This window comes from Streptomyces sp. NPDC059003 (assembly GCF_042740445.1).
Classification (GTDB): domain Bacteria; phylum Actinomycetota; class Actinomycetes; order Streptomycetales; family Streptomycetaceae; genus Streptomyces.
Genome location: NZ_JBHYJH010000130.1, coordinates 1 through 21,046 on the forward strand (window position 1 = coordinate 1; position 21,046 = coordinate 21,046).

Here is a 21,046-nt window from a genome sequence, read left to right on the forward strand (position 1 = left end):
GACCCTGGTGGCGTACGGCCGTGCGGGTGCCGTTGGACCGGCCGGGGCGAGCCATGTCGTCCCGGCCGGTCGCCGTGTCACGCGAGGCCGAGCGACCGCTTCAGGAAGTCGACCTGGAGCAGGAGCAGATTTTCGGCGACCTGCTCCTGGGGGGTCATGTGCGTGACCCCCGAGAGGGGGAGGACCTCGTGCGGGCGCCCGGCGGCGAGGAGCGCGGAGGAGAGCCTGAGGCCGTGCGCGACGACCACGTTGTCGTCGGCGAGACCGTGGATGATCATGAGCGGCCGGTGCGGCTCGGCGGGGTCGACGAGGCCGTCGTCCGCGATGAGCGAGCTGCCCCGGTACGTCTCGGGCGAGGTCCGCGGGTCGCCCAGGTACCGCTCCATGTAGTGGGTGTCGTACAGGCGCAGGTCCGTGACCGGCGCGCCGACCACCGCCGCGTGGAAGACGTCGGGGCGGCGCAGCGCGGCAAGCGCCGAGAGGTAGCCGCCGTACGACCAGCCGCGGATCGCCACGCGCGTCAGGTCGAGCGGGAAGCGGTCGGCGAGGGAGTGGAGGGCCTCGACCTGGTCGTCGAGGGTCCGGGTCAGGTCGCCGTTGATGGACTTCTCCCAGGCGGGGGAGCGGCCCGGCGTGCCGCGCCCGTCCGCGACGACGACTGCGAAGCCCTGGTCGGCGAACCACTGGGACGTGAGGAACATGTTCCGCGCCGCGAGGACGCGCTGGGCGTGCGGACCGCCGTACGGGTCGAGCAGGACGGGGAGCGGCCCGTCGGCGGGGTCGTACCCCGTCGGAAGCAGGACGGCGCACGGAATCCGCCGCGCGCCTCCTTCGACGAGCGTCACGCGCGGGGTGAGCCCCGGCCGCTGGGCGTGTGAGGCGATGGTCGCCGTCTGCTTGCCGTCGCGCAGCACACGGACGTGTGAGCCGGAATGGTCGAGAGTGGCCGAAACCAGCACCGTGATGTCGCCCGCACGGACCGCCGAGTGCACCCCGGGCTCCTGGGAGATCCGCTCCACGCCGAGCTCGTTGACGCGGTAGACGTGCACCTCGCCGATGGCCGGGTCGGTGGCGGCCTCGCCCGCGGACGCCGAGATCAGGACGGAGTCGTCGGTCACGTCGAGCACCGCGCGGACGTGCAACTGCGGCCCCGTGAGCGGCCGTTCGCCCACCGCGAGGACCCGCGCGCCGCCCTCGTCCGCGATCCGCACGAGCTGCCCGCTGGGCGACCAGCAGGGCGCGCCGGGGAACAGTTCGAGCCAGTCGTCGTCCTCGTCGGCGTGCACCATCCGGGTCGATCCGTCGTCCGGGGCCACGGCCAGATACAGCGCGCTGCGCTGGTCGCGGGCCTGGACGAGGATCAGCGGCGCCCCGCTGGCCGACCAGTGCACGCGCGCCAGGTACGGGTAGCGCTCCCGGTCCCAGACGACCTCCGTGCGCGCCCCGTCCAGGTCCACCACGAAGAGCCGCACCTCCGCGTTGGGCGTGCCCGCCGCCGGGTACGCCACCTGCGCGGGCTCCTGGTCCGGGTGCGCGGGATCGGCGATCCACCAGCGCTGTACGGGCGCGTCGTCCACCCGCGCGACGAGGAGCCGGTCCGACGCGGGCGACCACCAGAAGCCCCGGTGCCGGCTCATCTCCTCGGCCGCGATGAACTCGGCGAGCCCGTACGTCACGGTGGCGCCGTCGGCCCCGTCGGCCCCGTCGGCCCCGTCGGCCCCGTCGGGCGCGGCCAGGGCGCGGTCGCCCGTGCCGTCGGCGCCGGTGACGCGCAGGGCGCCGTCGGCGACGTACGCGATGTGGCGGCCGTCCGGAGAGGGCCGCGGGTCGATCACCGGGCCCGGCACGGGCAGTTCGCGGGCCGTGCCCGCGCGCAGCTCCGCGGCGAACAGGCGGCCCGAGAGGGTGAAGGCCGCGAGCTCCACGGCCGCGTCCGTGGCGTAGCCGACGACGCCGGCGCCGCCCTCGCGGCTGCGCTCGCGGCGCGCGCGCTCCGCCGCGGACAGGTGCTCCGACGAGCCGTTCAGCAGCGTCCGCGGGTCGGCGGCGATCCGCTCGGCGGCCTCGGCCGCGCCGTTCGCGAGGTCGAGGACCCACAGCTGGTTGGCGCGGTCGGTGCCGGACGAGGACCGGACGAAGACGACCCGCGAACCGTCGGGCGCCACGGTGAACGCGCGCGGCGTACCGAGGGAGAAGCGCTGGGTGCGGGCATGCTGGCGCGGGAAGGAGAGCCGTCCGGCCGAGCCGTCGGCGGGGCCGCTGGTTTCGGGGATCTCGGTGGTCATCCGTCGAGCCTATGCGCCGTGCGACCCGCGTGCTGCGGTGCTCCGACTCATGCCATTCCACGGATAGTTATGATCCGTACCGCGTGGTGGGTATGACCTTGCTGGCGGTCGGGGTAGGACTCCGCCGGCAGGGCTGGGGTGCGGCTTGGGGAAGTGGGAGGTGATCCGCCGTGGTGCTTTCGGTCTCGGTGGTGCTGCTGCTGGCCATCATCGTGGTCATGCTGGTGCGGAAGCAGGGGCTCAAGACGATTCACGCGATCGTCTGCGGCCTGCTCGGTTTCTATCTGGCGAGCTCGTCGATGGCACCGACCATCGACGAACTGTCGACGAACCTGGCGAACGTGATCGAGGACATAAAGTTCTGACCGGCGGTAGTCGCCGGGCTACGCGCCGCGAGTGCACGCCGGGCTCGTAGGCTGTTCCCATGACGGAACTGCCCGCCCGGCGCCTGCTCCTCGTGCACGCGCACCCCGACGACGAGTCGATCAACAACGGCGCGACCATGGCCAAGTACGCGGCCGAGGGCGCCCGTGTCACGGTGGTGACCTGCACGCTCGGCGAGGAGGGCGAGGTCATCCCGGCCGAGCTCGCGCATCTCGCGCCCGACCGCGAGGACACGCTCGGCGCGCACCGCATCGGCGAGCTCGCCGCCGCGATGAAGGAGCTCGGCGTCGCCGACCACCGCTTCCTCGGCGGCACCGGACGCTACCGGGACTCCGGGATGATGGGCACCGAGCAGAACCACCGCCCCGGCGCCTTCTGGTCCGCCGACGTCGACGAGGCCGCGGCGTCCCTCGTCGAGGTGATCCGCGAGGTGCGGCCCCAGGTCCTCGTGACCTACGACCCGGACGGGGGCTACGGCCACCCCGACCACATCCAGGCCCACCGCGTCGCCATGCGCGCCGCGGACCTCGCGGGCGAGGGCGCCTTCCGCGCCGACCTGGGCGAGCCGCACGTGATCGACAAGGTGTACTGGAACCGGGCGCCCCGCACGGTCGTCGAGGAGCGCTTCCGGTGGCTCGCGGACGCGCTGGAGGACTCGTCGTTCACGGCCGCCGCGAGCGTCGCCGACGTCCCCGGCGTGACCGACGACGAGCGGATCACGACGGAGATCGACGGGCGGGCCTTCGCCGCGGCCAAGGCGGCGGCCATGCGGGCCCACGCGACGCAGATCGAGGTGGACGGGCCGCTGTTCGTGCTGTCGAACGCCCTCGCCCAGCCGATCTTCGACGTGGAGTACTACGAACTGGTGCGAGGCGAGGCGGGCACGGTGGACGGAAGCCGCGAGACGGATCTGTTCGCGGGCCTCGACCTCGGAAGGGTGACGCAGTGAGCACGCGGTCCAAGGCCTCCTCGACGGCCAAGGGCGCCCAGGCGCCCAAGAAGGCGGGCACGCCCAAGAACGCGGGCACGCCCAAGGCGGCGGGCCCCGCGGCGGCAGCGCCCGCGCCCGGCGGCTTCCTCGCGCAGCCGCTGAACGCCGCGCGCCTGGTCGCGTACGTCGCGCTCTTCCTGCTCGGCGCCGTCGTCGGCGTCGCGGGCGCCCTCGTCCAACAGGGCTGGTTCCCGGGCGGGTTGCTGCTCGCGCTCGTCGGCTCCGCCGGCGCCTTCTACGGCGGGTCGTGCGCGACCGGCACCAGAGCCGGGGCGATCGCGCCCGCGGCGGGGTGGCTCGTCGCCGTCATGCTCCTCACGGCGACGCGCCCGGAGGGCGACTTCGTGTTCGGGGCCGGACTCGGCTCGTACGTCTTCCTCCTGGGCGGTATGGGGGTGGCTGTGATGTGTGCCACGCTCTGGCAGCGACCGCAACCAGGGTCGCCCACCGCCCGACTTGGCAAGTGACGTACCACTTCGGCCCGTGTCCCGCAGGGGTTTGACGCCGGTCACGGGATGACCGACGACGGCGGCCAGTATGGTGGTGCGCGCCGCCGAGCCGCCCGAGTGGTCGAGACGGGCGGCGGAGCCAACCAGGAGAACCTGCCTTGAGTCGTGAAACTGACAGTTCGTCCTCCGGACCCCAGGGGCGCTCGGGAGCCGCCTACCCCTCGGGGACGCCGCCGTACGGCTCGCCCGCGCAGGGCATCGCGCCCGGCGCGGACGGGACCGGTCCCGGCGACGAGCGGTCCGGCGAACCCAAGACCGAGACCACGCTGACCACCCGCATCCGGATCAACATCCCCGGTTCGCGGCCCATCCCGCCCGTCGTCATGCGCACACCGGTCGGTGACGCCGACGGCGACAGAGGCGCGGAGCCGGGGCGGTCGGACGGCGCGGGGTCGGGCGCGGGCGCCGCTTCGGGCGCGGGCGCCCTGGGCGGTGCGGGTGGCGCGGCACTGTCCTCTCCTGCCCTCTCCGCCCCCTCCGCCATCCCGGGATCCGAGGCGAGCGGCGGACCCGGAAGCTCATCGTCCGGTTCCATGCGGGCGGCGGTCGGCGACGCGTCGGGGGAGCCGGGCGGGGCCTCGGCCGACGACGAGAAGACCAGCGACTGGTTCGCGCCGCGCAAGACCCCCCCGAAGGGCGGAACCGCCCCGGCCACCGGTTCGGGTGATTCCGGCTCGGGCGGCTTCGACGTGTCCGGCGCCGTGGCGGCCGGGCCCCTCGGCTCCGGCGCCCCGCGCGGAAGCGAGCCGCGCGGAGGCGAGCCGCAGCGCGGGGACCTGCCGTACTTCTCCGGGGACGGCGAGTACGCCGCGCCCGGGTACCCGGGGCCGTCCGACGGTCCCGACGGCCCCACCGGCGGCCCGGTGACCGGTGACGGCCCGATGCTGCCGCCCGAGCCCCCGGCCGACCCCGACCCGCTCACCGACCCGCTGTCCGACCCGCTCGCGGGTCCGCCCGGCGGCCCGGGGCGCATGAGCGACGACACCGCCATCCTCACGCCGCAGAAGCCCGTGCCCGGCGGCCCCGGCGGTCCCGGCGGCCCCGGCGCCTCCCGCCCGCCCGCGTCCGGCGTCCCCGGCGTCCCCGGCTCAACGGTGCCCGGCGCGCCCGGCGGCAACGTCTCCGGCGACACGCTGAACAGCGGCATCCCGGTCGTCCCGCCGCACCCGCAGAACGCCCAGAACGCGCCCTTCGCGCCGGGCGCGCACCGCGACGAGCCGGTGCCGCACACGCCGCCGAAGCTGCCCGAGCCGGCCAAGCCCAGCGCCCCGGCCGCCCCGGCGGCGAAGAAGGCGAAGAAGAAGGGCCGCAACAAGCTGGTCCTGCTCGTCGGCGTGGTCGTCGTCATCGGCTGCGGCGCGTACGGCGCGGGCCTCCTGATGAACCACGCCGACGTCCCGAAGGGCACCACCGTGCTCGGCGTCGACATCGGCGGCGGCACCCGCGACGAGGCCGTCAAGAAGCTCGACGCGGCCCTCGGCGAGCGCGTCAACAAGCCGCTGAAGCTGACCGTGGGCGGCGAGCAGGTCACCCTCAAGCCCGACCAGGCCGGGCTCACCCTCGACAGCCAGGCCACCGTGCGGGCCGCCGCGGGCAGCGACTACAACCCCGTGTCCGTGGTCGGCGGCCTGTTCGGCGGCGAGCGCGTCGTCGAGCCCGAGATGCCCGTAGACGAGGAGAAGCTGGCGGCCGCCCTGGAGCGGGCCGCGGGCGGCTCGGGATCGGCCAAGGAGGGCACGGTCAAGTTCGTGCCCGGCAAGGCCGTCCCCGTCTACGGCAAGGCGGGCAAGGGCATCGACGCCGAGAAGGCCTCGGACGCCGTCGCGGCGGCGTACAAGAAGCAGGTCGAGACGGGCAGCGCGGGCACCGTCGCGGTGCCGGTCACCAACCGCAAGCCGACGGTCTCGGACGCCGAGGTCGACGCGTTCATGAAGCGGTTCGCGAAGCCCGCGATGTCCGCCAACGTCACCGTCATGGTCAAGGGGACCAGCGCGTCGATCCCGCTGGGCCCGGCGGTGTCGCTGCCGAAGGTGCTCGGCGTGAAGGTCGTCGACGGCGGCAAGCTGTCGCAGACGTACGACCTCGTGGAGCTCAAGAAGCTCTACGGCAACACCTTCGACGGCATCCTGATCCAGCGCGGCAACGGCAAGAAGACGCCGGTGCAGCCGACGGACGTCGCCCAGGCCATGGGCAAGGCCCTCCAGGGCAGGACGCCCGCCGAGCGGATCGGCGTCATCGAGACGAACGCGAGCTAGCGGAGGCCGGCTCTCCGGCGGCGGTCGGGCGGCAGGCGCACACCTGCACGCCCGGCCGCCGTTCGTCGTCGGGGCGGGTCCGAGGGCCCGCCGTTGTCCCCGTGACAGGACACGGCCAGGCGCCGCCCGTACCCGTGTCACCCCCCGTACATGACATCTGTCATCTGAAGATCGGCACGGACGACACTGCCGTGGCAACCCCCTGACCAGCAACGATGGGGGACATGACGATGACAGAGACAACGGGGCGGACGGCCACGGGACCGCGGGGGAGCGCCGTGACCTTCGACCGGGTGACCAAGTCGTACGGCGACGTGCGCGCCGTCGACGGGCTCACCCTTGAACTCCACCCCGGCGAGACCGTGGCGCTGCTCGGGCCGAACGGCGCGGGCAAGTCCTCCACGCTCGACCTGCTGCTCGGCCTGCGGCGCCCGGACAGCGGCACGGTGAGCGTGTTCGGCACCAGCCCGCGCGAGGCGATCACCGCGGGCCGGGTCGGGGCGATGCTGCAGAGCGGCGGCCTGATGGACGAGGTGACCGTCCGCGAACTGGTGCGCCTCGCCTGCGAGCTGCACCCTCGGTCGTACCGCGTCAACGACGTCCTGGCCCGCGCCGGCATCACCGAGATCGCGGACCGCAAGGTCAACAAGCTCTCCGGCGGCCAGGAGCAGCGCGTGCGCTTCGCGCTCGCCACCGCGGGCGCGTGCGACCTGATCGTCCTCGACGAGCCGACGACCGGCATGGACGTCACGGCCCGCCAGGCGTTCTGGGCGACCATCCGGGAGCAGGCCGACCAGGGCCGCGCGGTCCTGTTCGCCACGCACTACCTGGAGGAGGCCGACGCGATCGCGGACCGGGTCCTGGTCCTGCACCGCGGCCGGATCCTCGCGGACGGCACCGCCGCCGACATCAAGGCGAAGGCGGGCGCCCGCAAGGTCAGCTTCGACCTGGACGAGCTCCGGGGGGAGCGGGCCCGGGAGCTCGCCCAGGAGCTGCGGGAGCTGCCGTTCCTCTCCACCGTCGACGTGTCGGGCCACACGGTCCGCCTCCAGTCCACCGACGCCGACGCGACCGTGCACGCGCTGTACGGGCTCGGTGTCCATCCACGCAATCTCGAGGTCGCGGGCCTCGGCCTGGAGCAGGCCTTCGTCGCGATCACGGAGGCCGAGGAGGCCAAGTCCGCATGAAGAGCACGTCCCTCGTCCGGCTCGAGATCAGCCGGGCCCTGCGCAACAAGAAGTTCCAGTTCTTCTCCGTGCTCTATCCGGCGATGCTCTTCCTGATCGTCTCCGGCAGCAACGGCGGCGCCGGCAAGGTCGGCGACAGCGGCCTGAGCGTGTCCGCGTACCTGATGGTGTCGATGGCGTCGTTCGGCGCGCTCACCGCCGTCCTCATGGGCAACAGCGAGCGCATCGCCAAGGAGCGCGAGAGCGGCTGGGTGCGGCAGTTGCGCCTGACCAGCCTGCCGGGCCGCGGCTACGTCATCGCCAAGACGGCGAGCGCGGCCGTGGTCAGCCTCCCGGCGATCGTCGTGGTCTTCCTCGTCGGCGCCCTGGTCAAGGACGTCCGCCTGGACGCCTGGCAGTGGCTCGCCCTGACGGCCGCGATCTGGGCGGGCAGTCTGTGCTTCGCCGCGCTCGGCGTGGCGGTCGGCTACCTCGCGACGGGCGACACGGTGCGCCCGATCAGCATGATCGTGTACTTCGGCCTGTCGCTGCTCGGCGGCCTGTGGATGCCGTCGACGACGTTCCCCGACTGGCTGCGGTCCATCGCCGACTGGCTGCCCACGCACGCGTACGCCGCGCTCGGCCGGGCCATCGAGGTGGGCGACGCCCCGCACGCCGGGGACCTCGCGCTGCTCGCCGCGTACTTCCTGCTCTTCACGGGCGCCGCCGCCTGGCTGTACCGGAAGGACACACTGAAGGCGTGAACGAACCACTGGACCTCGAACGGCACCACCCCCTGCAGACCTTCGGGTACGCGCCCCTGAACCGCCGCCAGGCCCGCGTGAAGCTCGTCTGGATCGGCATCTGGCTGGTCTTCATGGCCGCGCCGGTGCGGGACCTGGTGGAGGGCGGGCGCCCCCTCGCGGCGACCGTGCTCGGCTGGCTCGGGCTCGCGGCGTTCATCGGCTGCTACCTCTCGATGGTCTTCCGGTACACCACGAAGGTGCACCAGTGGCGGATGGTGCATCTGACGTTCGGGGTGCTCGTGGCCCTCGCCGCCGCCCTGTCGATCGGCATGGACAGCGCCTGGCTCGGGCTGTGGGTGTACGTCGCGGTCTCGGCGGGCGCCGCCCTGCCGATGCGGCAGGCCCTGTGCGTCATCCCGGCCGTGACCGTGCTGATGCTGGTGATCGGCGTGTATGCCCAGGGCGCGGACGCGACGGACCTGATCACCGGGCTCGGCGTGACGACGTTCCTGGTCGGCTTCGCGATGTCCGGCGTGGGCCATCTGATCCGTACGACGGTCCAGCTGCGCCAGGCCCGCGCCACCGTCGCCCAGCTCGCCGCCAACGAGGAGCGCCTGCGCCTCGCCCGTGACCTGCACGACCTGCTCGGCCACTCGCTCTCCCTGATCACCCTGAAGAGCGAGCTCGCCGGTCGGATGCTGCCCGACCACCCCGACAAGGCCGCCCAGCAGGTCGCCGACATCGAACAGGTCAGCCGCCAGGCCCTGGTGGACGTGCGCGAGGCCGTCACCGGCTACCGCAGGCTCACGCTGCCCGGACAGCTCGCCGGGGCCCGCACGGCGCTCCTCGCGGCGGGCATCGACGCCCACATCCCCCTGGAGGGGCCGGACTCGGGGCTCGCGCCGGACGAGGAGCGGGAGGCCGCGCTCGCCTGGGCGCTGCGCGAGGCCGTGACCAACGTGGTGCGGCACAGCGGCGCCCGCACCTGCACGGTCACGCTCACCGCCCGCCAGACCCTCGCGGGCCCCGTCCTGGAGCTCGCGGTCGAGGACGACGGCGTGGGCCTTGCGCCCGGCCGCACGCACGGCAACGGCCTGACGGGGCTCACCGAGCGCATGGAGGCGGTCGGCGGCGTGCTCGACGTGGGCCCGGGCACGGGGCGCGACGGCGGGCGCAAGGGGCGGCCGGGCTTCCGGCTCACCGCGCGGGTGCCGCTCGACCAGGACCCGGCGCGGGCCGCCGCCGCGTCCGCTCTAGGATCTCCCGCATGACCGGCACGCAAGTCCCCGACGGCCCTTCCGGTACCGGCGCCCCCATCCGGGTGCTGCTCGCCGAGGACCAGTCGATGGTCCGCGAGGCGCTGGCCGCGCTGCTCGGCCTCGAACCGGACATCGAGGTGGTCGCCCAGGTCGCCCGGGGCGACGAGGTCCTGGAGGCGGCGCGCGCCCACGCCGTGGACGTGGCGCTCCTCGACATCGAGATGCCGGGGCGCACGGGCATCGAGGCGGCGGCGGAACTCCGTGCCGAGCTGCCGCGGTTGAAGATCGTCGTGCTCACCACGTTCGGCCGCCCCGGCTATCTGCGCAGCGCCATGGAGGCCGGGGCGGCCGCCTTCCTGGTCAAGGACGCGCCCGCCGCCCAGCTCGCCGACGCCGTGCGCCGGGTCCTCGCGGGGGAGCGGGTCATCGACCCCACGCTCGCGGCGGCCGCCCTCGCCGAGGGCGCCAACCCGCTCACCGACCGGGAGCGGGAGGTCCTGCGCGCCGCCGCCGACGGCGCCACGAACGCCGAGCTCGCCGCCGCCCTGCACCTCTCCCAGGGCACGGTGCGCAACTACCTCTCCACCGCGATCCAGAAGCTCGCCGCGCGCAACCGCGCCGAGGCGGTGACCGTGGCCCGCGAGAAGGGCTGGCTGTGAACGCGCCCGCCCGCGCCGCCGGTGTGAACGCGCCCGCCCGCGCCGCCGCTTGGGGCCGCGCAGCTGGTTGGGTCCGCGCAGCCGGTGGGGGCCGCGCCGTCAGTTGAGCCGCGCCCGCGCCGCCCGTGCCTGCTGCCGCACCCGTTCCGCCGCCGCCTCGTCGGTGGCGGCGAGCGTGTCGGCGTAGCGGTCGAGCTCGGCGGCGCCCGCGCGGAAGTCGCCGAGCCGCACGAGGATCAGCGCCCGGTCGTGGTGCAGGCGGTCCTCGTGCGCCGGCAGGAGCAGGGCGAGGTCGACGGCCCACAGGGCGACGTCGGAGCGCTCGGGCCGGGCGGCGGCCCACACGCGGATGTTGTTGAGGACGCGCAGGACGATGTCCAGGGGCTCCGCGGGCCGCAGCATCGCCGGGTCGAGCGGCGCCCCGGTGGCGCCCGCGACCAGCAACTGCGCGTCCGCACAGCTCAGTACGCGCCCGCCGCCGAACGGATCGGCGAGCACGGCCTCCTCGCCGGAGTCGGGTCTGCCGAACCCCACCACGAAGTGCCCGGGAAGCGCCACGCCGTACACCGGGGCGCCCGCGCGCCGCGCCACCTCGATCCACACGACCGAGAGCAGGATCGGCAGGCCGCGTCTGCGCCGCAGCACATGGTGGAGGAGGGAGGACTCCAGGTGCTGGTAGTCACCGGGACGGCCCCTGAACCCGAAGCGGGCACCGAGGAGTTCGGCCGTCGCGGCGGCCCACTCGGGCGGCCCGGCGGGGCGGCGCGGCAGCAGCTCCGCGAGCTGGTCGAACTGCCGCCGCACCGCCGACAGGCCCGCTTCGCCGAACACGGGGTCCGCCTCCGCGCCGATCAGCAGGCACAGCAGCGCGAGGTCGGGCCGCTCGGCACGCGCCTCGGCGGCGAAGGCCCGGCGCCAGCGTGTGGTCCGGGCAGGTCGGGAGTGCATACGTCCCTGGTGCCCTGCCGGGCCGATCCCTAGTGGTCGCCGCCCTGGACAGCGTGGGCGGGCTGTACAGCGCCGACCCGTACCGGCCGCCGTAGCGAACGGCTAGTTGAGCTTCGCCCGCGCCGCCCGCGCCTGCTGCCGCACCCGGTCCGCCGTCGTCGGCTCGATCGACGCCACCACGTCGGCGTACTCCTCAAGGCCCCGCGCCCCCGCGAGGAAGTCGCCGCGCTCGACCAGCAGCTGGGCCCGCTCGTAGCGCAGGCGCGCCGGGTGCGACGGCAGCAGCAGCGACAGTTCCAGGGCCCACAGCGCCACGTGGGAGCGCTCGGAGCGGGCCGCCGCCCACGCGCGGATGTTGTTGAGGATGCGCAGCATGATGTTCAGCGGGTCGGCCGCCGTCAGGAGCGACGGATTGAGCTTGCCGCCCGTCGTCTGCGCCACCAGCTGCCCGGCGTCCTCATGGGTGAGCAGCCGCCCGCCGTTGAACGGGTCGGCCAGGACCTGCTCCGGCTTGCCGTACGCGTCCGGGCTGCCGAAGCCGACGACGAAGTGCCCGGGAAGGGCCACGCCGTACACGGGGGCGCCCGCGCGGCGCGCCACCTCGATCCACAGCACCGAGAGCAGGATCGGCAGGCCGCGCTTGCTCCGCAGCACCTCGTGCAGGAGCGAGGACTCCAGGCGCTGGTAGTCGACGGCCGTGCCGTGGAAACCGTGGCGCCCGCCGAGGAGTTCGGACACCGCCGACGCCCACGCGCGCGGCCCGCCCGGCCGGAACGGCAACTGCCCGGCCAGCGTGTCCAGTTCGATCTGCGCCGCGTCGATGCCCGCCTCGTCGAGCGCCGGGTCCGCCTCGCCGCTCAGGAGCAGGCAGAGCAGCGACAGGTCGGGCCGCTCCGACCTGGCCTCGTCGGCGAATCTGCGCCGCCATTCACTGGACTTCGCGGGCTGTGCGCGCATCCCTGCCTCGTCGTTTCTGTGTGGGCCGGTCCGGCGGGGCCGGGGCGGTGGTGCCGGTGGAGCTGCTTCCCGTGCTGTGTTCGTCGTACGCGTCCACGACCGTCCGCGTCGCGCCCGTCCTCCCGACGTGCTCCGCGTACGCCGTGGCCGCGTGCCGTGCCTTCGTCGTACGCGTCCGCTGCTGTCTGCGTCGTACGGGCCCGGGCCGTCACAGGGGCGCGGCCGGGCCGCGTCCGGCTACCCCGCCGGCCGCTCCGGCTCGCGGAAGTGGTGGTAGCGGTGGTGCAGCGCGAAGCCCATCCCGTCGTACAGCGCCCGCGCCCCGTCGTTGTCCTCCTCCACCTGGAGCCACGCCGCCGACGCGCCCTCGTCGAGCGCCCGCCGCGCGAGCGCCGTCATCACGGCCGTGGCCAGGCCCTCGCGCCGCCGCGCCGGATCCACCTCGACCGCCATGAAGCCCGCCCACCGGCCGTCGACCACGCAGCGCCCGATCGCCGCGGGTGCGGCCCCGTCGCCGCTGTCGCCGGGCACGGAAGCGAACCACACCGACGGCCCGCTCGTCAGTACCTCGCGCACATGCGGGCCCGGCTCCGCGGACCGCCGGTAGCGCCGCAGCCAGGCCGCGTCGACGTCCCGGGACAGGACGACGCGCCCCGCGTCCGCGTCCAGGTCCCCGACCGGCGCGAGTCCGCCGATGTGCACCCGGGTCGTCACCTCCCGCCGCCAGCCGCGCGCGTCGAGCTCCGCGCACAGCGCCTCCTGAGTACCTTCGGCGCCGGTCGCCGCCTGGATGTACGCGGGCAGCCCCCGGTCCGCGTACCAGCTCCGCACGAACGCCAGGGCCTCGTCGAGCGGACGGCCCGGATCGCCCAGCGGCAGCGCCGAGTTGGCCCGCCGCGTGAACCCCGAAGCCGCCCGCAGCTCCCACTCCCCGAGCCGCTCGCTCTCCACCGGCCGCCACGACCGCGCGCAGACCCGCGCCAACTCCTCGTACGAGGCCGCGGGTCCGCGCCTGCGGGCGGGCGCGGCCGGCACGACCTTCCCGGCGACGAGCACGTTCTCCGCGATCCGGACGCTTTCGCCGTCCCTGCGTGTGATCATGAGCACACCGTCATTCCACGATGTGAGAACACCCACCGTGTCGGTGAATCCCGCGCTGGGCGCTCCACCATCGCTCAGGCGTCGGACCGATACGCGTTTGCCCACGTCAGCAGGGGTGATGCGGACCTCGAGCCGTCCGCCCGCAGTGAATTCCACAGCTCTGTACGCCCCTCCTGTTCGGATCTTGCCCGGGAACGGAGATACTAGGTGCGGGCATCGACGACGCCGCGCTCCCGCGCGCCAGGCGAGCGGAGCCTGAGGACGGCCCGCCAACGCCCGTATCGAGGAGGAACGACAGCGTGACCTACGTCATCGCGCAGCCTTGTGTCGACGTCAAGGACAAGGCGTGCATCGAGGAGTGCCCGGTCGACTGCATTTACGAGGGCAATCGGTCCTTGTACATCCACCCGGACGAATGCGTCGACTGTGGAGCCTGCGAACCGGTCTGCCCGGTCGAGGCGATCTTCTACGAAGACGACACTCCTGAAGAGTGGAAGGACTACTACAAGGCGAACGTCGAGTTCTTCGACGAGCTCGGCTCGCCCGGTGGCGCCAGCAAGCTCGGCCTGATCGAGCGCGACCACGCCTTCATCGCCGCGCTGCCGCCGCAGAACGGATAAGCGGCCCGATGAGCGCCGCCCCGGTCCCGTACGGCGAATTTCGCTGTACGGGACCGGGGCGTTTGTACAGAGAACTACGCACCGCGGGAGTCAGTCCGTGTCAGCAGTCTCCGACCGCCTGCCCACCTTCCCCTGGGACAAGCTCGAGCCCTACAAGGCGACGGCCGCCGCCCACCCCGACGGCATCGTCGACCTCTCCGTGGGCACGCCCGTCGACCCCGTGCCCGAGCTGATCCAGAAGGCGCTGATCGCGGCCGCCGACTCGCCGGGCTATCCGACGGTGTGGGGCACGCCGGAGCTGCGGGACGCGCTCACCGGCTGGTGCGAGCGCCGCCTCGGGGCGCGCGGCGTCACCCATCGCAACGTCCTGCCGATCGTCGGCTCCAAGGAGCTCGTCGCCTGGCTCCCCACCCAGCTGGGCCTCGGCCCGGGAGACAGGGTGGCCTACCCGCGCCTCGCCTACCCGACGTACGAGGTCGGCGCGCGCCTGGCCCGCGCGGAGCACGTCACGTACGACGACCCGACGGAACTGGACCCCACGAGCCTCAAGCTCCTCTGGCTCAACTCACCCTCCAACCCGACCGGCCGTGTCCTGTCAAAGGACGAACTGACCCGCGCCGTGGCGTGGGCGCGCGAGCACGGCGTCCTGGTCGTCAGCGACGAGTGCTACCTGGAACTGGGCTGGGAGGCCGACCCGACGTCGGTCCTGCACCCGGACGTGTGCGGCGGTTCGTACGAGGGCGTCGTGGCCGTCCACTCCCTCTCCAAGCGCTCGAACCTCGCGGGGTACCGCGCGGCCTTCCTGGCCGGTGACGCCGCCGTCCTCGGCGAGCTGCTCCAGATCCGCAAGCACGGCGGCATGATGACGTCCGCGCCGACGCAGGCGGCGGTGATCGCGGCCCTGGGCGACGACACCCACGTGCGCGAACAGCGCGAGCGCTACGCCGCCCGCCGCACCGCCCTCCGCGAGGCCCTCGTCGGCCACGGCTTCCGCATCGAACACAGCGAGGCCAGCCTCTACTTGTGGGCCACCCGCGACGAGTCCTGCTGGACCACGGTCGCCCACCTCGCCACCCTCGGCATCCTGGCGGCCCCCGGCGACTTCTACGGCAAGGCGGGCGAAAACTTCATCAGAGTGGCCCTGACAGCCACAGACGAACGAGTCCAGGCGGCAGTCTCCCGCCTCGGGTAGTCCTTGCTGTGGGCAGCCTGACTGACCGCCCCCGCTGTGGGCAGCTGGTCCGCCCAGAGGGCGGAACGGGTGGGCACAGCCCACGAGCCGGGCGCGCACAACGAAAGAGGGTGCGGGAGGCATGACACCTCCCGCACCCACAATGCAAAGCCCGGCGTCAGCCGACGGGCAGATCCTTCACCGGCAGCTGCTCGGTGGGCAGCCCCTTACCCAGCGCGCCCGTCGGCAGACCACCCTTCGCATTGCCGGCCGCCCCCTCAAGCACCTCACCCGCACTCCCGGCCACGTCATCCGCGGCCTTCTGCGCGGCGGGCGCCCCCTTCTTCACGGTCTTGCCCGCGGTCTTCCCCGTGGCGGGGACGCCCTTCGCCACGGCCTTGCCGCCGGCCTCGCCCGCGAGACCGCTGACGTGCTGGGCCGCGCCGTCGACAGTGCTGCCCAGCTGGGCGCCGTCCACCGCGGTGACTCCGCTCACGTTGGGGGCGGCGGTCGGGAGGTCGACGGCGCTCGCGGAGCCGGCCGCACCGACCACGGGCGCCGCTCCCGCCGCAACGAGCAGCGCGGCACGGGCGATCCGGCGGGTCAGGGGGAGGGACATGATGCTCCTTAGACGGGAGAGAACGGTGGTGTGTCCGACCGGACCGTCTCCGGCGCTCGGACGCAGTGACTACCGCTCGAGGCTCCCGAAGGTTGCGGCGCGGCAACGTAAAGAGTTGGTAATGCGTCGCATTATCGGCTGCGGATAAAATCGGGCAAAGGTCATGCACTCCGGGGTCTTCCGACCCGCTCAATTCCCTTTGTTCTCAAGGAATTACGGGCCCGCGCGGGAGTCACGCGAAAGCCCGTGCGCGTCGTCACCGCGCGGGCGCCGCCGTGCCTCGTCCGAGTGATGCCCCGTACTACTGCCCAGCGACGATTCGGACTTCGGGAGTACCGCTTCCGCTCGCTGGGGGATGCCCGGCGCGCGACTTTTCGGGGCCGGATTTCACCCTTCGCCACGCGTCACCCGAATCCCCGGCAGTCCCGCTGTTCCCGGCATTCCACTCGCGTCCCGCATAGGTCACCCGCTCGATGTGCAGCGCCGAGGCATTGGCCACGGCCCAGTGGGCCAGCTCCCAGCCGCGCTGCGGAGCACCACCTTCCGGTACGGCGGCGGCCACGCCCGCCACCGGGACGCGCACCGTCCGCCCGCGCGCGGAGGCACCGCCGTCGGGCAGCACGTCGCGCCCGAAGTCCCGCACCAGGGCCCGCCGCACCGCACCCGGACCGCCCGGCTCCGCGCCCGGCGGCCCCGCGCACGTGAAGGTCGCGGGCGCCCGCCCCGTGAGCGCGGCGGCGAGCAGCACGGCGTCAGGCTCGTGCTTCGCGTACGCCTGCGGGAAGCCGCTGCGCTGCACGCGCTGGGCGGCGACCGTCAGGGGCAGCCGCGAATAGCCGGGGACCCGGTCCAGGCGGGCGTAGAACCGCTCCGTCGCGTACACCGGGTCCATGATCTGGCGCTCGGTGCCCCAGCCCTGAGAGGGGCGCTGCTGGAACAGGCCGAGCGAATCCCGGTCGCCGTGCCGGATGTTGTGCAGGGCCGACTCCTGGAGCGCGGTCGCGAGGGCGATGGTCACCGCGCGCTCGGGCATGCCGCGCCGGGTGCCGACGGCGGCCACCGTCGCGGCGTTGACCGCCTGCTCCGCGCTCAGTTCGTACGTCGCCCCGTCGCCGTTGTCCGACACCACCGTGCACCGCGCGGGCCGGCCGCCGCCCACGTACTGGATCACCACATAGGCCACGACCGCGAGCAGCACGGCGAGGGCCGCCCCGACGCGCAGGAGGCGGCCGCGCCGGACGAAGCGGGACGGCTCGGACACGGGGACCAAGGTACTGGAGCCCACTGACAACTCCGGCCACACCGACCGTGCACGAGCGGGCACGCAGGGAGACGCCGCGGCGGCCGGGGTTAGGGTCGATTCCATGGACCGGACCCCAGCCCAGCCCGCACTCGATCTCACGCTCGACGCCGCCGCGCTCACCGCGGCCCTCGTCGACTTCCCGTCGCCGAGCGGCGAGGAGCGGGCACTCGCGGACGCCATCGAGACCGCCCTGCGCGCCCTGCCCCACCTGACGGTCGACCGGTACGGCAACAACGTCGTGGCCCGCACCCACCTGGGCCGCGCCGAACGCGTCATCCTCGCGGGCCACATCGACACCGTGCCGATCGCCGACAACGTGCCGTCCCGCCTGGATGAGGACGGCGTGCTGTGGGGCTGCGGCACCTGCGACATGAAGTCCGGCGTCGCCGTGCAGCTGCGCATCGCGCAGACGGTCACCGAGCCCAACCGCGACCTCACCTTCGTCTTCTACGACAACGAGGAGGTCGCCGCGCACCTCAACGGCCTGGGGCACGTGGCCGAGGCCCACCCGGACTGGCTGGCGGGCGACTTCGCGGTGCTCCTCGAACCCACCGACGGCCAGGTCGAGGGCGGCTGCCAGGGCACGCTGCGGGTCTTCCTGCGGACGACGGGCGAGCGGGCGCACTCCGCGCGCGCGTGGATGGGCGCCAACGCGATCCACGCGGCCGCCCCGATCCTCGCGAAGCTGGCCGCGTACGAACCGCGCACGCCGGTCGTCGACGGCCTCCAGTACCACGAGGGCCTCAACGCCGTCCGCGTCGAGGCGGGCGTGGCGAACAACGTCATCCCCGACGCGTGCACGGTCGTCGTCAACTTCCGCTACGCGCCGGACCGCACGCCGGAGGAGGCCGAGGCCTTCGTGCGCGACTACTTCGCGGACTGCGGCGTCGACGAGTTCGTCGTGGACGACCACACGGGCGGCGCGCGCCCCGGGCTCACGCACCCCGCGGCGGCGGCCTTCATGGCGGCCGTCGGCGGCGAGGCCCGGCCCAAGTTCGGCTGGACCGACGTGGCCCGCTTCAGCTCCCTCGGCGTGCCCGCCGTGAACTACGGCCCCGGCGCCCAGCTCCTCGCCCACAAGGTCGACGAGCGCGTACGGGCGTCCCTGATCCCGGAGGCCGAGCACCGCCTCCGCGCCTGGCTCACCTCCTGACTTCTGTTATTACGCCGCCCGTAACGCCCCGGGACCTACGCTGAAGTGGCACACGTCAGTGGAAGGGGATGTTCATGGGCAGTCCGGAAGCACAGGGTCCGCCGGAGGAGCAGCACCTGGGGCCGGTGGTGCGGCGGCGTGACCAGGTCACACCCGGGACCACCGACCAGCGGCTCCTCGACACCGAGGGCGACTCGGAATGGGTGCACACCGACCCCTGGCGGGTCATGCGCATCCAGTCCGAGTTCGTCGAGGGCTTCGGCGCGCTCGCCGAACTCCCCAGCGCCATCAGCGTCTTCGGGTCCGCGCGCACCCGCCCCGACTCGCCCGAGTACGAGGCGGGGGTCCGCATCGGCAAGGCCCTGGTCGACGCGGGCTTCGCGGTCATCACCGGGGGCGGGCCCGGCGCCATGGAGGCCGCCAACAAGGGCGCCCGCGAGGCCAAGGGCATCTCCGTCGGCCTCGGCATCGAGCTCCCCTTCGAGCAGGGGCTCAACCCGCACGTCGACATCGGCGTCAACTTCCGCTACTTCTTCGTCCGCAAGACGATGTTCGTGAAGTACGCACAGGGCTTCGTGGTCCTGCCCGGCGGGCTCGGCACCCTCGACGAGCTCTTCGAGGCCCTCACCCTCGTCCAGACCCGCAAGGTCACCCGCTTCCCCATCGTCCTCTTCGGCTCCGCGTACTGGGGCGGGCTCGTCGACTGGCTCCGCGACACGGTGGTTGCCCAAGGCAAAGCCTCCGAGAAGGACCTCCTCCTGTTCCACGTGACGGACGAGGTGGACGAAGCGGTCGCCCTGGTGACGAAGGAGGTGGGCCGCTGACCTCAAACGCCGGACGGGCTATTCATAGCCCGTCCGGCGTTTGAGGACGAGCGCGAAGCGCGGATAAAAGGGGGTCCAGGGGGCGGAGCCCCCTGGTTCGGGAAGGGGCGGGCTAGGGGGTCACCGCGACAGCTCAGCCCGTCGCAACCCCGCCACCCCCAGCCCCACCCCCGCCCCCACCCAGCTCACCACGGCCCCCGCCACGAAGACCGGCTCCACGCCCCAGGCCCCGATGGCCACCCCCGTGAGGGGGTAGCACAGCGGTGGCACGCCGAGGGTCAGGAGCCCGGCCACGGAGGTGACCCGCCCCATATAGGCGGGCGCGGTGACCGTCTGCAGCAGCGCGTTGCACAGCGCCCCGCTCAGCCCGAACAACAGCCCCACCAGGACGGCGGCCACCACCGCCCACCCCACGGACGGCACGAAGGCGAGCGCCCCCACCGCCGCGGCCCCGGGCAGCACCACCCACCCCGCGACGGCCCCGGCCCGCGGCACGCGGCCCCGCACGGCGACGCCCAGCGCGGCGAGCCCCGCGCCGACCCCGAACCCGGCCACGGTCCACCCCATGCCCGCCGCGCCCCAGCCCCGTTCGTCGGCGAGCAGGACGAGCCCGATGTTGGCGGGCACGGCGAAGCCGATCTCGGTGACGGCGATGACGGCCATGAGGGGCGCGAGGACCCGGTGGCCGCGTATGTACCGCAGTCCGCCGGCCAGTTGCCGCCACGCCGTCTCCTCCGGCGCGCCCACGCGGTCGTCGGCGGGCAGCTCCCGTACGTGGACGGCGTACAGCAGCGGCAGCGACACCGCGAACAGCGCACCGGCCACGGCGAAGCCCGCCGTCGGCCCGCCCACGGCGACGGCGGCGCCGCCGAGGGGCGCCGAGGTGACCGTGGCGACGCGCTGGGCGAGGCCCCGCAGGCCCTGGACGCGGGCGAGCTGTCCGGGCGCGGTGACGCGCGGCGGCAGCGCGCCGACGGCGGGCAGGAACAGCGCGTCGACGGCGCCGAAGACCAGCGCGACCACGGCGAGCAGCCACAGGCCCGGCGCGGTCAGCCACAGGAGCGCGGCCAGGGCGAGGACCACCGCGCAGCGCACGGCGTCGCTGCCGATGACGACCCGGCGCGGCCCGAACCGGTCCGCGACGACTCCCCCGCCGAGCATGAGCGCCGCCCGCGGCACGGCGCCGACGGCGAGGACGAGCCCGGTCTGCGCGGCGCCGCCGCGGGCCGCGGCCCAGGACAGGGCCACGAAGTAGACGCTGTCGCCGACCATGGACGCGGTGTACGCGGCCAGCCAGCGCAGGACGTTGGCGTCCCGGTGGGCCGGTCGGCCGGGGGCGAGGGCGGGCGCGGGGGCGCGGCGTTCGGTGGCGGTCACCGGGCATCAGTCCCTCAGGTCCGGAACGGGAAGCCGTACAGGTGCACGGCGACGTTCTCGCGGCCTTCGGTGGCGCCCGTGTCGTGGGCGGCGTTGCCGCGGTCGGTGAACTTCTTGATGACGGCGCGCACCTCGTCGTTGAGCTCGGCGAGTTCGGCCGCGGTGAGCCGGAGCAGGAAGTCGCAGCCGTCCGCGGCCGCCTGCCACTCGGGGCTCCAGGCGGCCTGTTCGTCGAGGTAGCGCAGATAGGCGTCGGTGCGCTGCTCGACGACCGTGCGGCTCACGGCGGTGTGCGCGGCCAGCTTCTCGGGGGCGTCGGCGAAGTCCCGGCGGTGGAAGCTCAGCCCCTCCTGCGCGGGCCGCCACCAGCGCTCGCGGCCGTCGCCGCGCTGGGCCCCCGGGGCCTCCTCGATGAGCCCGTGCTCGGCGAGCTTGCGCAGGTGGTAGCTGACGAGCGAGACCGCGCCGTCGACCTCTTCGGCGAGCTGGGACGCCGTGGCCGTGCGGCGGACGTACAGGGCGCGGTACAGCTTCAGGCGCAGGGGGTGACCGAGGGCCTTGAGCGTCCCCAGATCGGTGATGCGGCGGTTCTCCGGCTTGTCGCTCATGCCCTCACCGTAGATGGGAAGGAAAAGTTGCGCAATTTATATTGCGGAACTTTTCTTTCCCATCTTGGGACGACAGAGCCCCGGCCACTGCCTTCGTGGCCGGGGCTCACA

Annotated in this window: 20 protein-coding genes; 12 read left to right on the forward strand and 8 right to left on the reverse strand. The window is 73.7% G+C overall.

The annotated features are described in order from the left end of the window. Nucleotides 1-77: 77 nt before the first annotated feature. Nucleotides 78-2,285: a prolyl oligopeptidase family serine peptidase gene (locus ACFWZ5_RS33350; protein ID WP_384804244.1), complete on the reverse strand. Its 2,208-nt coding sequence runs from the start codon at nt 2,283-2,285 to the stop codon at nt 78-80. A gap of 170 nt (nt 2,286-2,455) precedes the next feature. On the opposite strand from ACFWZ5_RS33350, the gene ACFWZ5_RS33355 reads away from it, so the two are divergent. The 8 genes from ACFWZ5_RS33355 to ACFWZ5_RS33390 all read left to right on the forward strand — a co-directional run bounded on the left by ACFWZ5_RS33355 (nt 2,456) and on the right by ACFWZ5_RS33390 (nt 10,254). Beyond that, nucleotides 2,456-2,650, forward strand: coding sequence for a hypothetical protein (locus ACFWZ5_RS33355; protein ID WP_384804243.1), 195 nt, complete (start codon nt 2,456-2,458; stop codon nt 2,648-2,650). 59 nt (nt 2,651-2,709) lie between these two features. Beyond that, nucleotides 2,710-3,618, forward strand: a complete 909-nt coding sequence (gene mshB, locus ACFWZ5_RS33360) for an N-acetyl-1-D-myo-inositol-2-amino-2-deoxy-alpha-D-glucopyranoside deacetylase (RefSeq protein WP_384804241.1) — start codon at nt 2,710-2,712, stop codon at nt 3,616-3,618. Nucleotides 3,619-3,758: 140 nt separating this feature from the next. Next, nucleotides 3,759-4,127, forward strand: coding sequence for a DUF6113 family protein (locus ACFWZ5_RS33365; protein WP_384804248.1), 369 nt, complete (start codon nt 3,759-3,761; stop codon nt 4,125-4,127). Between the two features lie 140 nt (nt 4,128-4,267). Continuing rightward, nucleotides 4,268-6,424 carry a hypothetical protein gene (locus ACFWZ5_RS33370; protein ID WP_384804239.1) on the forward strand — a complete coding sequence of 719 codons (2,157 nt, stop codon included), beginning with the start codon at nt 4,268-4,270 and terminating at the stop codon, nt 6,422-6,424. 230 nt (nt 6,425-6,654) lie between these two features. Further along, on the forward strand, nt 6,655-7,611 hold the full coding sequence (locus tag ACFWZ5_RS33375; protein ID WP_384804246.1) for an ABC transporter ATP-binding protein: 957 nt from the start codon (nt 6,655-6,657) through the stop codon (nt 7,609-7,611). Beyond that, nucleotides 7,608-8,354 (forward strand): ABC transporter permease, encoded by a 747-nt coding sequence (locus ACFWZ5_RS33380; protein ID WP_384804237.1) that lies wholly within the window; start codon nt 7,608-7,610, stop codon nt 8,352-8,354. Before ACFWZ5_RS33375 ends, ACFWZ5_RS33380 begins: the two co-directional genes overlap by 4 nt. Further along, entirely contained in the window at nt 8,351-9,607 is a 1,257-nt protein-coding gene (locus tag ACFWZ5_RS33385) for a sensor histidine kinase (RefSeq protein WP_384804235.1), read from the forward strand. Before ACFWZ5_RS33380 ends, ACFWZ5_RS33385 begins: the two co-directional genes overlap by 4 nt. Continuing rightward, a complete protein-coding gene (locus tag ACFWZ5_RS33390) occupies nt 9,604-10,254 on the forward strand; it encodes a response regulator transcription factor (RefSeq protein WP_384891670.1) in 651 nt (216 codons plus the stop codon). Before ACFWZ5_RS33385 ends, ACFWZ5_RS33390 begins: the two co-directional genes overlap by 4 nt. Nucleotides 10,255-10,353: 99 nt before the next feature. Here the strand turns inward: ACFWZ5_RS33390 and ACFWZ5_RS33395 are convergent, their stop codons facing one another. From ACFWZ5_RS33395 to ACFWZ5_RS33405, 3 genes are all read right to left on the reverse strand, one after another. Next, nucleotides 10,354-11,202 (reverse strand): tetratricopeptide repeat protein, encoded by an 849-nt coding sequence (locus ACFWZ5_RS33395; RefSeq protein ID WP_384804608.1) that lies wholly within the window; start codon nt 11,200-11,202, stop codon nt 10,354-10,356. A gap of 102 nt (nt 11,203-11,304) precedes the next feature. Beyond that, the gene (locus tag ACFWZ5_RS33400) at nt 11,305-12,159 is read right to left on the reverse strand and encodes a transglutaminase-like domain-containing protein (protein WP_384804606.1); all 855 of its coding nucleotides are present in this window, start codon (nt 12,157-12,159) and stop codon (nt 11,305-11,307) included. A gap of 237 nt (nt 12,160-12,396) precedes the next feature. Then, complete coding sequence (locus tag ACFWZ5_RS33405; RefSeq protein ID WP_384804604.1) at nt 12,397-13,416, reverse strand: GNAT family N-acetyltransferase; 1,020 nt, start codon at nt 13,414-13,416, stop codon at nt 12,397-12,399. A 143-nt stretch (nt 13,417-13,559) separates the two neighbouring features. Between ACFWZ5_RS33405 and fdxA the strand changes: the two genes are divergently transcribed. Both fdxA and ACFWZ5_RS33415 read left to right on the forward strand, forming a co-directional pair. Then, nucleotides 13,560-13,880 (forward strand): ferredoxin, encoded by a 321-nt coding sequence (gene fdxA / locus ACFWZ5_RS33410; RefSeq protein ID WP_384804602.1) that lies wholly within the window; start codon nt 13,560-13,562, stop codon nt 13,878-13,880. Between the two features lie 97 nt (nt 13,881-13,977). Beyond that, a complete protein-coding gene (locus ACFWZ5_RS33415) occupies nt 13,978-15,072 on the forward strand; it encodes a bifunctional succinyldiaminopimelate transaminase/glutamate-prephenate aminotransferase (protein ID WP_384804600.1) in 1,095 nt (364 codons plus the stop codon). A gap of 157 nt (nt 15,073-15,229) precedes the next feature. On the opposite strand, the gene ACFWZ5_RS33420 is transcribed toward ACFWZ5_RS33415, so the two are convergent. Together ACFWZ5_RS33420 and ACFWZ5_RS33425 are read right to left on the reverse strand one after the other, a co-directional pair. Next, the gene (locus ACFWZ5_RS33420) at nt 15,230-15,670 is read right to left on the reverse strand and encodes an ATP-binding protein (RefSeq protein ID WP_384804598.1); all 441 of its coding nucleotides are present in this window, start codon (nt 15,668-15,670) and stop codon (nt 15,230-15,232) included. A gap of 301 nt (nt 15,671-15,971) precedes the next feature. Continuing rightward, nucleotides 15,972-16,931: a heavy metal transporter gene (locus tag ACFWZ5_RS33425; RefSeq protein ID WP_384804596.1), complete on the reverse strand. Its 960-nt coding sequence runs from the start codon at nt 16,929-16,931 to the stop codon at nt 15,972-15,974. Between the two features lie 103 nt (nt 16,932-17,034). Here ACFWZ5_RS33425 and dapE point away from each other — a divergent pair, with 103 nt between their 5' ends. After that, nucleotides 17,035-18,126 (forward strand): succinyl-diaminopimelate desuccinylase, encoded by a 1,092-nt coding sequence (gene dapE, locus ACFWZ5_RS33430; protein WP_384804594.1) that lies wholly within the window; start codon nt 17,035-17,037, stop codon nt 18,124-18,126. A 74-nt stretch (nt 18,127-18,200) separates the two neighbouring features. Further along, nucleotides 18,201-18,950 (forward strand): TIGR00730 family Rossman fold protein, encoded by a 750-nt coding sequence (locus tag ACFWZ5_RS33435; protein WP_384804592.1) that lies wholly within the window; start codon nt 18,201-18,203, stop codon nt 18,948-18,950. A 120-nt stretch (nt 18,951-19,070) separates the two neighbouring features. Here ACFWZ5_RS33435 and ACFWZ5_RS33440 read toward each other — a convergent pair whose 3' ends face one another. Continuing rightward, a complete protein-coding gene (locus tag ACFWZ5_RS33440) occupies nt 19,071-20,327 on the reverse strand; it encodes an MFS transporter (protein ID WP_384891673.1) in 1,257 nt (418 codons plus the stop codon). A gap of 14 nt (nt 20,328-20,341) precedes the next feature. After that, on the reverse strand, nt 20,342-20,935 hold the full coding sequence (locus ACFWZ5_RS33445) for an ArsR/SmtB family transcription factor (protein ID WP_384795462.1): 594 nt from the start codon (nt 20,933-20,935) through the stop codon (nt 20,342-20,344). Nucleotides 20,936-21,046 lie beyond the last annotated feature (111 nt).

Excerpts from the sequence above, each read along its gene's own strand:
- dapE (WP_384804594.1), top strand. The coding sequence starts at position 17,035 with ATGGACCGGACCCCAGCCCAGCCCGCACTCGATCTCACGCTCGACGCC.
- ACFWZ5_RS33380 (WP_384804237.1), top strand. The coding sequence starts at position 7,608 with ATGAAGAGCACGTCCCTCGTCCGGCTCGAGATCAGCCGGGCCCTGCGC.
- ACFWZ5_RS33390 (WP_384891670.1), top strand. The coding sequence starts at position 9,604 with ATGACCGGCACGCAAGTCCCCGACGGCCCTTCCGGTACCGGCGCCCCC.
- ACFWZ5_RS33375 (WP_384804246.1), top strand. The coding sequence starts at position 6,655 with ATGACAGAGACAACGGGGCGGACGGCCACGGGACCGCGGGGGAGCGCC.
- ACFWZ5_RS33395 (WP_384804608.1), bottom strand. The coding sequence starts at position 11,202 with ATGCACTCCCGACCTGCCCGGACCACACGCTGGCGCCGGGCCTTCGCC.
- ACFWZ5_RS33420 (WP_384804598.1), bottom strand. The coding sequence starts at position 15,670 with ATGTCCCTCCCCCTGACCCGCCGGATCGCCCGTGCCGCGCTGCTCGTT.
- ACFWZ5_RS33350 (WP_384804244.1), bottom strand. The coding sequence starts at position 2,285 with ATGACCACCGAGATCCCCGAAACCAGCGGCCCCGCCGACGGCTCGGCC.
- ACFWZ5_RS33435 (WP_384804592.1), top strand. The coding sequence starts at position 18,201 with ATGGGCAGTCCGGAAGCACAGGGTCCGCCGGAGGAGCAGCACCTGGGG.
- ACFWZ5_RS33400 (WP_384804606.1), bottom strand. The coding sequence starts at position 12,159 with ATGCGCGCACAGCCCGCGAAGTCCAGTGAATGGCGGCGCAGATTCGCC.
- mshB (WP_384804241.1), top strand. The coding sequence starts at position 2,710 with ATGACGGAACTGCCCGCCCGGCGCCTGCTCCTCGTGCACGCGCACCCC.
- ACFWZ5_RS33445 (WP_384795462.1), bottom strand. The coding sequence starts at position 20,935 with ATGAGCGACAAGCCGGAGAACCGCCGCATCACCGATCTGGGGACGCTC.